This is a genomic window from Clostridium ljungdahlii DSM 13528, assembly GCF_000143685.1.
Taxonomy (GTDB): domain Bacteria; phylum Bacillota; class Clostridia; order Clostridiales; family Clostridiaceae; genus Clostridium_B; species Clostridium_B ljungdahlii.
The window spans coordinates 438,150-451,602 of record NC_014328.1 but is presented as its reverse complement, the minus strand read 5'-3'; the positions used below and the strand labels follow the sequence as shown (position 1 = coordinate 451,602).

Sequence of the window (13,453 nt, the reverse complement as noted above, 5' to 3'; positions counted from 1 at the left end):
AAACTGTTAATTTCTATCCTAAAAGTCCGTAATTTTTTAATTCATTTTCTAATATTTTTAAGTTTTCATCTGTCATAGTAGTAAGTGGAAGTCTTAAGTTTCCAACATTTTTGCCTAAAATGTTCATAGCAGTTTTTACTGGAATAGGATTCGTCTCTATAAACATTGCCTTTATAAGTGAATATAAATCCAACTGTAACTTAAGTGCAGCCTTTATATCACCTTTAAAGAATAATTCACACATTTTTTCCATATCACAGGGTACTATATTCGCCATTACAGATATTACCCCACATCCCCCTAAAGACAATATTGGAATTACCTGGTCATCGTTTCCAGAATATATGTCAATTCTCTCACCACAAAGTGCTTTCATTTCAGCAATTTGACTTATATTACCACTGGCTTCCTTTATTCCGCTTATGTTTTTAAATTCGCATAATTTTTTCAAAGTTTTTGGAAGTATATTCAATCCTGTTCTTCCTGGAACATTGTAAACTATTATAGGAGTTTTTACTCTATCGTTTATTACTTTAAAATGTTCTATAATTCCTTTTTGTGTAGTTTTATTGTAATAAGGAGTAATTACGAGAAGACCATCTACACCTATGCTTTCAGCCCATACGCTCATATCTACAGCCTGCGCAGTACAATTACTACCTGTACCAGCTATTACTGGTATTCTTCCACTTACCGTATCTACAGTAAACTTTATAGTATCTTTCTTTTCCTTTTCCGTCATTGTAGTAGCTTCACCTGAAGTTCCACAAATAACTATAGCTTTCGTACCTGATTTTATATGCCATTCTAAAAGTTCCTTTAATTTGTCAAAGTTTACAGTGCCATCTTTAAATGGAGTTACAATTGCAACTGCAGAACCAGTAAATAAACTCATAAAAACACCTCATTTTTTGATTTAATCTTTATATTTATTATATACTGATTTTTTACTTGTTTTATTGCGAAAAGTGCTTGAAATATTGCGAAAAATGCTTTAGCATATAAATATAATATAGTTGAGGTATGGTTGAATGATTAAAAATACAACTCAAAAAGTAAAGAGAGGTCATTTGAAAAGTGACTTTGAAATATTTCACTTAAAAGATAAAAGAGATATTAAATTCCAATTTCACTATCATAATTTTAATAAAATAGTAATATTTATATCAGGCAATGTAACCTATCTAATAGAAGGTAAATCTTACAAATTAAAGCCCTGGGATATACTTCTTGTAAACAGCAATGATATACACAAAGCTATAATAGACTCAAACGAAACCTATGAACGTATAATTATGTGGTTAAATTCAGACTTTTTAGTAAGATATAATCATAACTGTAATTTATTAAGCTGCTTTGAACTGGCATCAAAACAAAGATTTAATTTATTGAGACTCGAAAGTACATGGCTTGCAGATGTAAAAAAAATACTTTTTCAGATTGAAGATACCTTTAAAAACAAAGAATTAGGTTACAGCGTGCTGAGAGTATCCTATTTTTTACAGTTTATAGTCTATATAAATAGATTGTTTTTAAAACAAAAAAATATTTCAGAGTCCAATGACATAAAATATGATAAGAGCATGGATAATATTCTAGATTATATAAATAAAAACTTAAGCAAAAACCTTTCTGTAGATGCTCTATCCTCTAAATTTTATGTAAGTAAGTACTATTTAATGCACAAATTTAAAGAACAAACCGGGTATACCCTTCACAATTATATACTTCAAAAAAGATTGATTATGGCTAATTTATTAATAACCAACGGTGAAAATGCATCAGATGCATGTGCAAAATCTGGTTTTGGAGATTACTCCAACTTTGTGCGAGCCTTTAAAAAGATGTTTGGACTTTCTCCTAAAAAATACTACAAGAGCTAACTTCTGTAGAGTTTCTAGTTTGAAAGTTAACTTATACAAAGCATGTAATAACAAATTTCGTCACAATAAAAACTTTTGACAAATCTAAAACCTTAGGCTTTTTTGTCGTACTCTTTTTTATATCATTTATCCTGTCTAATATATGCTTTCCAATGTACACCAATAATTTTCCAGTTACTACTAAGTAGTTGCTTAATTAAATATCTTTTCATAATTTCCATCTACTTTCCAAGCGTCTTCTTTTTTATATAAAAAACTATATTTATTATCAAATTTTGAATTTTTGTATCACTAAAACATTTTGTAAATATATTAATTATTAAGACTTAAAAATTATATATTTTAAAGGAGGAAATTTCTTATGGCAGATTCTTCTCAACCTTACAATAAAATACCTTATAAAAACATATACTCCTGCAAATATTCAAATGGTATTTCAATAATACAGCCAGAATATCAGGTACTTCCAGATGGAAGTACTGTAAACAATCCAGCTTATGTGTCGTCACTTGCATCATCCTTTTGGACATACAAATTCATAATTGACTGTGATATGCAAATGGATGGAAGTATAAAAAGTATTGGTATTCCTATTTGCCACTTAATTAAGTCAGAAAATATTAAAGTTTATGAACGACTAGACTGTAACACTGTATTCAATCCTGTTCCATTTACCCTTATAAAAAATGATCCTTCTTTCTACTATGCTCCTAAAGGATTTAAATGGTTAAAAATAGAAAATTTAAAAAGATATTATAGAGGAGTTTGTGTAGAATACATTTTAGAAATTTTCGGGAATTATGTCTCTAGTCGTCAGTCCTTAAAAATAAAAACAACTTATAATATAATTAAATTTACTGAAGATAGTATACTTGTACCAACTTGTAATTCTAAAGGAAATCTTACTGTAAAAAAGAGCTGCTTCACTTCTATTATCAATAACAAAGCTATTTTAAAATACAAGGTCAATATTTTAAATACAGGAAACACTGCTCTCAATAACGTTATTTATAACGATAAAATATATATTCCAACTTCATTTATCCTAGGTAAAATACACATTAATACATCTAATCTTTCTATTGATAGAAATATACCCGGTCAAATTCTAATCAACGGACGTTTTGACATAATAAAACCTGGTCAAATGTTAACAGTTATCTATTCAATTCCAGTAGAAAATATAACTAAACCAAAAAAATACAAAATAGGCAGCAATGTTGTAGTTTCTGCTATGTATACATCAGCTCACAGCGTCTGCTCTTCGAATATTGATGTGGTAAAACTTAGCTCAGAAAATCACTGTAGTATAATAAATCAAAATAAAGTCTCTTTTATACTTACAATATGGAATACGCGTTATTCACCTGACACAGAAGTAACCATAATAAATTACTTATTCATTCCATCTGGGATTACTTTACAATTTAATAATTTTGGGATGTATACTGCTACATTTGGCAATAAATATGATATTGTGCCTATTAACACCAATATAACTGGTCCACAAAATATTATACTCACCTGCAGAAATCTCAAAATACTACAAGATGGATGCACCTACAAAGCAATTACATTTAAAGTAATATCCAGTACAATAGCAGGCAAGATAACTATCACAAATACTTTAAAAAGTATTACTCTAGCAAATCCTAATTCACAGGTACTTATTGATATAAAAAATCTGTCATCAACATCTAACATAGATATACTTCCTAGTGTCAAATGCCAGTAAATGTACAAATTCTTATCTTTGTAACGCCTTTTTAATTTTTTAATATATTAAATTAGAGTTATAATTTTAATTAGAATAAAAGAGGAGTGATATTATATGGCAGACCAAGTACAGCCATGTAGCTGCACATCCTATACAAATATATGCTGCTGTGGAGCACAAAATGGTATTTCAGTTGTACAACCACAATGCCAGACTCTTTCTGATGGAAGGGTAGTCAACAATCCAGCTTATGATCCTCTGCTTACAAAATCTTTCTGGACTTATAAGTTTATTACTGACTGCAATAAAGATACCCGATCTATAAGTAATTTTGTTATTCCTATTTGTCAATCTATATCATCCCAAAGTGTAGAAGTTTTTGAAAAAATAGATGGGTGTGGACAATTTCAATCTATCAATTTTACACTATCTTTAACTGATCCTAATTTTGGTAATGCACCTTCAGGCTTTCAATGGCTAAAAATAGAAGTTAGCGAAAGATACCAAAAAGGCGTAAGTGTAGAATATAGAATTGAATTAGTAGGCAATTTTCCTACTGACACACAGCCAATAAAAATAAAAGCTGCTAACAATATATTAACTTTTGATTGCGATTGCCTTCTTCTTCCTAAATGTAATGATCAGGGAGTACTTTCAGTAATAAAAACATGTAATCATACAATTACCAATAATCAAGTAACCTTAAACTACACAGTTAATGTTACAAATACAGGAAATGCTGCTCTTAATAACGTACAGTATCTTGATACGGTTTTTATTTCATCCGCACTGGTACTAGGTACAATTACAGTCAATCCATCTACCCTTTCAATAAATACAACTGTTCTTGGAGAAGTTATTATAAGTGGAAATCTTGGTACCATTAGCCCGGGAGATACAATACCTGTAACTTATACAATTCCAATTACTAGTATAACTGTGCCTAGAACCTATACTGTAAACAATACAGTTAGAGCATCCGCAACAGGCACAGAAAGTACAGATACTTGTTCAACGGAATTTAGTGCTGTTGAACTAGGTGTTGTAAAATGCTGCAATATTAATGAAAATAGCGCTTCGTTTACAGTAACAATTTCCTCTATAGACCTATCGCCTAATACTACTGTCAATGTAATTGACAATTTTTTCATACCATCTGGTATAACATTACAGTTTAATGATTTTGGTGGATTCACTGCCAAATTTACTTCAAGTGAGGAATCAGTTCCTCTTAGCACTAATATAGTTGGCCCTATAAATATTACACTTAGCGATAATAACCTCCAAATACCTGCAGGAGGATCAATAAATAGAACAGTACGTTTTACAGTTATATCAAGTTCACTGTTCGGTACTGCAACTATCGAAAATACTGTAAACAGCATAGTCCTGTCAGAGCCAAATTCTCAGGTATTCCTTGGTGCAGGACACCTACCTGTTAAATCTGATATAGATATTACACTTAACCTAACCTGCAGACAACCATGTTCTTAAATTTAATCATATAATATAACAAAATTTTAATTATGCCAGTATTTTTTAAAGTACTGGCATATATAATTTTAAGCCTTGATTATGTTGCAATATTAATAAATCAACATACTATGTATTAAGGATGAAGTCCTTAAATTAAGTAAGCCTTATTTCTATTGATTTTTAATTTGACACAACTTTAGATATGTTATCTAAATCATTATAAAAAGGAGGAAATAAATATATGGCAAAGCATAGAAGATCGGATCACTCAAAAAGCAGCCGTGAATTTGTTGATAAAAATGAAAGTGAAAATATTGAGACACAGGAAATGGAACTTGATGAGACAAGTAAACACAATATGGATGGTTCTGAATGTCATGATGAATCAAAAAATGATTGTTATCATAAATGTATAACAATTTGCGGTAAGAAAGGTCCAAAAGGTGATCCCGGTTGTCCTGGTCCTAAAGGCGATAAAGGCGATCCCGGCTGCACTGGATCTAAAGGCGATAAGGGCGATCCTGGCTGTCCTGGCCCTAAAGGCGATAAAGGTGATAAGGGCGATCCTGGGTCTAAAGGCGATAAGGGCGATCCTGGCTGTCCTGGTCCTAAAGGCGATAAAGGTGATAAGGGCGATCCTGGGTCTAAAGGCGATAAGGGCGATCCTGGTTGTCCTGGGCCTAAAGGTGACAAAGGAAATCCTGGCTGTCCTGGCCCTAAAGGCGATAAAGGTGATAAGGGCTGTCCTGGAGATAGAGGTCCAAAAGGAGACCCTGGTTGTCCTGGTCCTAGAGGACATGATGGAGACCCTGGCTGTCCCGGCCCTAGAGGTCCAAAAGGAGATCCGTGTTGCCCTGGATTAGATGAAATAGAGATAAAGAAGCTAAAGGAGATTCTGGCTATTCTGGACATAAAAAAGATAAAGCAGCTCCAGGATAAAATAGAGTGAAGGATCTTACGTATAATATAAATTTCTAACTTAAAAATCAACTTATACGTAGAAACATTTTACAATAAACAAGCACATTTAAATATTTTGTATATAAGTCTTAGTGGAAAACATTCGGAGTATAAGTTGATTTTTTGCTTATAATCTCTTTATTGCTGTGTAACTTTATTCAATATATCCATTACACTGTCTGCAATATAGGTTGGATTTTCATTTTTTAATTCTTCTAGAGATCCATATCCATAGGTTACTCCTATAGAATCCATATTGTTTTGTCTTGCCCCTATCATGTCATATTTTCTGTCTCCTATCATTACAGCTTCATCAGAATTAATCCTATACTTTTCTAATACATGCTTTATTACTTCTCCTTTTGTACATCTTGTCCCATTCATATTGCTGCCAACAATGGCATCAAAGTAGGGGGTCAGATTAAAGTTATTTAATATTATATTTGAAAATTTAGTAGGCTTTGATGTGGCTATAATTAATTTTAACTTCAGCTCTTTCAATTGTTTTAGTAAATCTTCAATATGATCATATACCTTGTTTTCCATTATTCCTTTTTTCTCAAAATATTCTCTGTAATACTGCACTGCCTCGAGAGACTTATTTTCATCAAAACCAAAATATTCACTAAATGAGTATTTTAATGGTGGTCCTATAAACTTTTCAAGCAAATCAAGACTTTCCACTATAATACCAAATTTCTTCAATGCATACTGTACTGATTTAGTTATTCCTTCCTTAGACTCTGTAATTGTTCCATCCAAATCAAATAATATATATTTATATTTCATTTTATATTCCCCCAAATTCTATATAAATTAAATTATATCAGTTTAGGGAGTTCATCATCAAGGGTTTGCAAAAAACTCTGGATCTTCTGTCTATCTTTCTGTGTACCGCAAAAGTTTACACTAAAGGTAAATTCATCATCAAAGGTAGTAAGTGCAACTTGAAAATAAGGATTATATTTAATAGATCCATTCATATAAGCATCTTTAACTCCAGCTCCATAAAATGAAAGTTTCTCTTTATCTATAATTCCAATATTGGTCATAGCTATAGGAGGGTTATGAAATAACTTGCATACAAGTGATTTTGCAAATTTATAAGGTAATAGAGAAAATATAATTTCAAGCATCATTGGACCATTAAGACATGAAAAACTTTTCTTTTCATGTTCCATGGACTTTTTTACCTTTAAAAGAGTTTCTTTATAATTTTCACCTATATCTTTTCCTATATCACATACCATATTTGATGTTAAGTTACATATTCCCTGTGCCTTCTTTTCTGGAATATACCTCCTAAGATCCACAGGACAAGGAAGAGCTATATGGCTGCAATGTAATTCCTTTTGAAGAGCCCTTATATATGATGCAATAACAATGTCATTTATAGTTGTTTTACTTTCCTTAGCATATTTTTTTATAAACCTAACTCTATCTTTGGTAATCTTATGAATAACAACAAAAGGATTATTATTATCTCCTTCCAATGGGAAATAGATGCCCCCATTGTATTTGGATACCTGTGATGAAGAAAAAAATATTTTAACCTTATCCAAATCACTAAAGTTATCCAGTACCTGTTTTGCACTTCTAGAACTCATCTGAAAATTAGGGGTATAACCCGGATTATCTTTTAGGTTGGAATATATAGAGCTTAGCATATAAAGATAATCCTTAAAGCCTGCAGCATCACAGAGCATATGATTAATTATTATGCAAAGACAATCACGGGTACTACTTCTTATAATATTTATTCTAAGTTGTGGTCCTTTAAATGTATCTGTTTTTAGTACAATACATTTTTCTATCTCCTCATGAACCTTTTCCGTTTCAATTATTCTTACAATATCATCTGTTGTAAATTTACAACTTTGCCAATAAGGTGAGGACTTCTTTTCTACAAATTTGCATATTACTAATGGAAATTCCCAAGTTGACATATACACTGCTTTTTTTAAACAATTTTCATCAATATGGCTATCCAATTCAATTACACAATGAAGTTGATGATCATTGAATTTTTCAAACATAAATTGCATTATGTCCCAAGTTTCAGCTTTATACCTTTTAACATCAGTCATTAACATATCACTCACTCCTATTAAAATATACGCAAAAATTTCAGGTTTAATGTTAAACATCAAACCTGTTTCTGTCAATTACCATTTAAAATTAATTTAATAGGATTTTCCTTATTTAAAAAATGATTTTACATTGGGGGAAATGAAGAATTATAAACTGGGCACCTGCCATACCCATTGAAAAAACAGATAATAATATTACTAAAATAATGGCACCTGCATCATATTTCATCTTTTCTTCATTATTTATTATATAGCCTGCAATAATTTCAATACCTAAAAGTACTAGAATAATAGGCCACAATGACACTATTAGATAATAATTTATATTGGGAAGCATTCTATTTAACAAAAACATTGTTCCAAACATAACGAGCACTATACCTGCCGTAAGGGTGCCAACTCTACGACCTTTAAACATCTTCATCCATCTCCCTCTTTTTACCTTTAATTAGTTTTATACCTGCAGCAATTATTGCAATACCTATAATTATTCTAGGTGCAGTTCTTGTTACATCAGACAGCATCTCATACACCTCATTTGGAATATGACCCCATAAAGTATTCATTACGTTATCCCATATTAAATACAACCCAAGGAATAAACATACTATACCTACAAATAATCTCTGCTTTGTAAATACTTTTTGATCAACTTTCAATAGCTTATCAAGTGAAAACAAATAATTATCTTCTAAATTTAAAAATTCTTCATCTGAAGAATACCGTTTGTTTACACAATCAAAAAAGGAATAAAACCAAATAAGAGGTAAAACAAACAAGAGAGGACCTATGTTAAGCCAACCAGCTATAAATATTACAAAAAAGAAAGCTGACATAAAAGATATTCCCATTTTCATAAATCCCATATACATATGCCCTGCGCCAGGTAAAAGTGAAAAAATAAATGTTGAAATCTTACCTTTTTTCATTCTCATTATTAAAACCCTCCATGTTAATTATCTTCTGAGAAAAATTACTCATATTCGTATTTATTGAATTTACAATACTTAAATTTGGCGGTGCAATACCTACTACTTTTTTTGTATTTACTATAAAATTTAATGTGTTTGAAAAAACAATCATGAGTGCCATACAAGCTGCAATTGAAACTCTAAGCGAGTAAAAAATAAATTCACTGCTCTTTCTCTTTTTTATTTTATTCTCTACCTCATCACAAAATCCAGAAGGAGCTTTTACAAGTTCAGTATCATCAAAACCATCAGCAATGTAGGCACTACACTTTTCACATTCAGAAACATGATCTAAAATCATAATGCTTTCCTCACTTTTTAAGGAACCGTCCTTAAGGCACTTTATGGATTTTTTAGTTAAATGTCCATTTTCATCAAACAGTATTTCACTCACATAAACTCCTCCTTCCATAAAACTTTTAATAATTTTTTTGATCTATACAAACGTGTCTGCAGAGTTTTTAGTTTTTGACCCGTAGATTCAGCCATATGAGAAAGTTTAATATCTTTACAAAAATAATTTATGGCTACAGTCCTGTAAGGCTCCTTTAATTTATTACACAAGTCATGTATTTTCTGTGAAGTATCATTTTCTATCACAGTATCTTCAATGCAGCTTTTCTTGTCTTCCAAACATTCATATTCTTGATCAGTTAAACTATTTATTTTTCGTGCAGGACTTTTCATATAGTCTTTACACTTGTTTACAGCAATTTTAGTGAGCCAGGCTTTAAAATTTTCTCCTTGAAATTTCTCATAATCTTTATAAGCAGCCAGAAAAGTTTGTTGTGCCAAATCCTCCGCATCAAAATAATTTTTTGTAAAAGATAAACATATAGTAATGATTAAGCGTTCATATTGTTTTATATAATTTGCAAATTCGTCTCTTTGAATAATCATCACCGCCCTTTTTATCCTTACACTTACTATAACGATTCAGAAACAAAAAACACTTCATTAAATTTAAAAATTTTTTAAATGTGCTTTCAATTTTGTCAGCATATCTGTATTTATAAGTTCAAATTTTATTTAGAATAATCATATGAGGATAAATCTCTAACTTAAAAATCAACTTATACGCAGGCATATTTTTACAACAATGAAGCTCTTTCAAATATTTTGTATATAAGTCTTAGGAAAAAATTCTTAAAAAACCTAGAACTTTTGAATTGTTTGAGGTACGAGTTTTCAAAAGTTCTCAATATTTTTTTAAATTTTTTCCTTAGCCTTATCAAAATATTTAAGGAGCTGAAGGTTGTAAAAAATATTCAGAGTATAAGTTGATTTTTCGTTTAGAGACTCTATAGGATTAAAGTTTAAGTGCAATTTCACTTAATTTTTCTGACATGGTAGTTATCTCTTCTATACTTGCAGTAATTTCTTCAGTCGCAGCAGCCTGTTCCTGACTTGAAGCTAGAGATCCCTTACTTTTCTTGCTAGATCCATCTACCTTTTCTTTAATGCTATCCGTTAATTTCTTAATCTTAGGCACGGTACTCTTAGCTTGTTCAGAAAGTTTTCTTATTTGATTTGCCACTACACCAAAGCCACTACCAGCTTGTCCTGCTCTAGCAGCTTCAATAGCAGCATTTAGTCCCAACATCTTTGTTTCATTTGCAATATCCTCTATAAAAGAAGATATCTTATTTATTTCTTCTGATAATTCTGTTATCTGACTTATATCATTATTAAGTTCCTGTTCATTGCTATGTATTTGTGATGCTGATGCTGCCAATTCTTCAATAGCAGAAGATATCCCTGTTATACTTTCCGTAAGGTTGCCTGACATATTACGTAACTCTGCTTCAGTCTCCTTTGGCATAGCTATAACAAAACTACCAACAATCTCATTTGAATCTTCATCAATTAGTGGATAACCTAACATCATAACAGGAGTACCATACTTTACAGCATCTATTTTTTCAACTTTGGATTTTCCTGTACTTATCACTTTTTTACTGATAAAATCTGATTCAAATTCATCTCCTATTTTTATAGAATTAATATTAAATTGTTTTGAAGATTGTATACTTACAAACTTTTCAAGATCAGTTAAGCATAAAAAAACACCTTCCGAAAACATTTCAGCTAACATCGGTGCAAAATTTTCAAAAGCTTTTGCTACAGGATGTAATCTTGGAAAAGCCATAGAAAAAACACCAACAGCCTTATCATGCTCGTCCACTATAGGAATTGAAGTTATTGAAAGTCTCATTCCATAAGCGGAACGAGGAACTTTCTGAGACAATACTCTTTTTTCACGAATTGCAGTAAGAGATGTACTATTACTATCAAATTTTTTACCAACATGAAATACATCCAAACTAAATGAATCTGAAGACTGCACCCATTTCATGGTATCACCTTCTATAATTCCGTATACAACTCCACCAGATACTAAATTTGCTTGAACTTTAGCAAATTCTTTTACACTGTCTATTTGATTTACCTTGATCATATCCTCACTATTCCCTTCCATTCTATATTAAACATTTTAATTAAACTGTGGTACTATAAAATATAATTTACATTATTAGTACATAATAAATATTTTGTCATATTATTGTGAAATTAAATAAATTTTTTTATTATTAATAGCAAATTTTATCCATAAATTTACACAAAATTACACCATAAGTAAATAAATGTTATCCTTTATGGTACTTTTATGTAAATATTTTAATAAAAACTGGATTTAAGACTATATTATGTTATAATAAATTAAACAAAATATTTATTATGTCTTATTTTTAATTTAAAAATATTCATGGGGAACCAAGATTATAAAAAATAGAATAAAACTTTTATTTGAAATTACTCACATATAATTACTCTCCTTTTTTATCTTTCTTATGATTAGTAATTTCCTCAGAAAACTCTGTAAGTAAATCAACTATTTGCTTTTTTACACTTAACTTATTATTCTCATTTATAGCTTTCCTAGTTCTTTTATAGACTTCTACACCTAAATATATAAATAAGTATACAGCTATAATTATAATTCCAGCTACAAGACCTGAAGTTTGCCCTGAAATAAAAGGCATACTTGCAATGATAACGACAAGACTTATTAAAGTAATCAATGAACCATAGGGATACGCTTTTTTCTTTAACTCCTGTAAGTTTCTTTTGCGAAAACGAATATGGGAAGCTACAATAATCGCATAGGTAAAAAGTAGAGCAAAACCTCCTGAACTTACTAAGAATAAATAAACCTTTGGAAATAAGAGCCCTATTATGAGTCCCAAAAGCATAGAAAACCCCGAAAGCATCATTCCTCTATAAGGCACATCCTTTTTATCCCTCAATAATGCAGGTGCATGCCCTCTATCTGCAAGAGACCGAATCATCCTTCCAAGTCCAAACATAGCTGCTAACATTGTAGAAAGTATAGCAGTAATCATTATTATGTTCATAACATTACCTGCCCAACCCATTCCCCAATTGTTAAGGGCTGCTACCATAGGACTTACATTTTCACTAATGGCAGCCGTAGGAATTAGAAATATAATTACAGCCGCAGAAACTATATAAAGACCAACAAGGCTTAACACAGTATATCTAATAGCTTTTGGAATTACCTTTTTAGGATCTTTAGTTTCTGAAGCAGCTAAACCAATTATCTCAAAACCAGCATAGGCAAACATAATTATAAGCATACTTCCTGCAATGCTTTTTATTCCCCCAGCAAAAAAAGGTTCTCTCCCCAATTGACCTAATTTAACTTGTGAAACTCCACCTATTAACCCTGTAACTAGAAGTATGCCAATAATAACAAAACATAGTATGGCAGCTATCTTAAAAGAAGCAAGGGCACTCTCAAGCTTGCTCAATTTACTTGCGCCCAACAAGTTGAGTAGCGTAATACAAATAATAACAATGCTTCCAATTAAGGATATAGATACCTTAGGAAACCATCTGCGAATTAAAATTGATACTGCTGCTGCTTCACTGGACATAGCTAGAACCATTCCAGTCCAATAAACCCATCCCACCATAAATTCAGTTCCACGTCCAAAAGCTTTACCTGCATAGGTAGCAAAAGATCCCGGAGCTGGGTCAGATACAGTCATCTCAGAAAGTGCAGAAAGAATAAAATATACTAAAATTCCGCCTAGTATGTAAGCAATAATAATAGAAGGACCTGATGCATGAATAGCCACAGCAGAACCTAGGAAAAATGAACCACCAATTACAGTTCCTAAAGCCATCATTGTAAGCTGAACTGCTGAAAGTCCTTTATGATCACTTTTCATTAATATACCACCTCAAGCCTATATAATCTTAAAGATAGTATTTGTTAAATTTTAAAAAACATTCAGTTGTATTACCACCTTAATTTTTTAAGTTAACCCT

13 protein-coding genes are annotated in these 13,453 nt (G+C 31.0%); 4 read left to right on the top strand and 9 right to left on the bottom strand.

Annotated features, from left to right (window positions below; genetic code table 11):
- Positions 1-13: 13 nt before the first annotated feature.
- On the bottom strand, positions 14-895 hold the full coding sequence (gene dapA, locus CLJU_RS02100) for a 4-hydroxy-tetrahydrodipicolinate synthase (protein WP_013237112.1): 882 nt from the start codon (positions 893-895) through the stop codon (positions 14-16).
- A gap of 136 nt (positions 896-1,031) precedes the next feature.
- Here dapA and CLJU_RS02095 point away from each other — a divergent pair, with 136 nt between their 5' ends.
- The 4 genes from CLJU_RS02095 (at position 1,032) to CLJU_RS21195 (ending at position 6,025) form a co-directional block, all read left to right on the top strand.
- Complete coding sequence (locus tag CLJU_RS02095; protein WP_013237111.1) at positions 1,032-1,883, top strand: AraC family transcriptional regulator; 852 nt, start codon at positions 1,032-1,034, stop codon at positions 1,881-1,883.
- Between the two features lie 361 nt (positions 1,884-2,244).
- Entirely contained in the window at positions 2,245-3,618 is a 1,374-nt protein-coding gene (locus CLJU_RS02090; protein ID WP_013237110.1) for a hypothetical protein, read from the top strand.
- Between the two features lie 96 nt (positions 3,619-3,714).
- Positions 3,715-5,094 carry a COG1361 family protein gene (locus CLJU_RS02085; RefSeq protein ID WP_013237109.1) on the top strand — a complete coding sequence of 460 codons (1,380 nt, stop codon included), beginning with the start codon at positions 3,715-3,717 and terminating at the stop codon, positions 5,092-5,094.
- A 223-nt stretch (positions 5,095-5,317) separates the two neighbouring features.
- Positions 5,318-6,025, top strand: a complete 708-nt coding sequence (locus CLJU_RS21195; protein ID WP_013237108.1) for a collagen-like domain-containing protein — start codon at positions 5,318-5,320, stop codon at positions 6,023-6,025.
- A 149-nt stretch (positions 6,026-6,174) separates the two neighbouring features.
- Here the strand turns inward: CLJU_RS21195 and CLJU_RS02075 are convergent, their stop codons facing one another.
- The 8 genes from CLJU_RS02075 to CLJU_RS02040 all read right to left on the bottom strand — a co-directional run bounded on the left by CLJU_RS02075 (position 6,175) and on the right by CLJU_RS02040 (position 13,353).
- Positions 6,175-6,825 (bottom strand): HAD-IA family hydrolase, encoded by a 651-nt coding sequence (locus CLJU_RS02075; RefSeq protein ID WP_013237107.1) that lies wholly within the window; start codon positions 6,823-6,825, stop codon positions 6,175-6,177.
- 32 nt (positions 6,826-6,857) lie between these two features.
- Positions 6,858-8,129, bottom strand: coding sequence for a WS/DGAT domain-containing protein (locus CLJU_RS02070; protein ID WP_013237106.1), 1,272 nt, complete (start codon positions 8,127-8,129; stop codon positions 6,858-6,860).
- Positions 8,130-8,238: 109 nt separating this feature from the next.
- The gene (locus CLJU_RS02065) at positions 8,239-8,544 is read right to left on the bottom strand and encodes a LiaI-LiaF-like domain-containing protein (RefSeq protein ID WP_023162645.1); all 306 of its coding nucleotides are present in this window, start codon (positions 8,542-8,544) and stop codon (positions 8,239-8,241) included.
- Positions 8,537-9,061 carry a hypothetical protein gene (locus tag CLJU_RS02060; RefSeq protein ID WP_013237104.1) on the bottom strand — a complete coding sequence of 175 codons (525 nt, stop codon included), beginning with the start codon at positions 9,059-9,061 and terminating at the stop codon, positions 8,537-8,539. Before CLJU_RS02060 ends, CLJU_RS02065 begins: the two co-directional genes overlap by 8 nt.
- The gene (locus CLJU_RS02055) at positions 9,042-9,491 is read right to left on the bottom strand and encodes a hypothetical protein (RefSeq protein ID WP_013237103.1); all 450 of its coding nucleotides are present in this window, start codon (positions 9,489-9,491) and stop codon (positions 9,042-9,044) included. The genes CLJU_RS02060 and CLJU_RS02055 overlap by 20 nt, the downstream gene beginning before the upstream one ends.
- Positions 9,488-10,000 (bottom strand): RNA polymerase sigma factor, encoded by a 513-nt coding sequence (locus CLJU_RS02050; RefSeq protein ID WP_148222364.1) that lies wholly within the window; start codon positions 9,998-10,000, stop codon positions 9,488-9,490. Before CLJU_RS02050 ends, CLJU_RS02055 begins: the two co-directional genes overlap by 4 nt.
- Positions 10,001-10,406: 406 nt before the next feature.
- Positions 10,407-11,555, bottom strand: coding sequence for a methyl-accepting chemotaxis protein (locus CLJU_RS02045; protein ID WP_013237101.1), 1,149 nt, complete (start codon positions 11,553-11,555; stop codon positions 10,407-10,409).
- Positions 11,556-11,925: 370 nt separating this feature from the next.
- On the bottom strand, positions 11,926-13,353 hold the full coding sequence (locus CLJU_RS02040; protein ID WP_013237100.1) for an amino acid permease: 1,428 nt from the start codon (positions 13,351-13,353) through the stop codon (positions 11,926-11,928).
- Positions 13,354-13,453 lie beyond the last annotated feature (100 nt).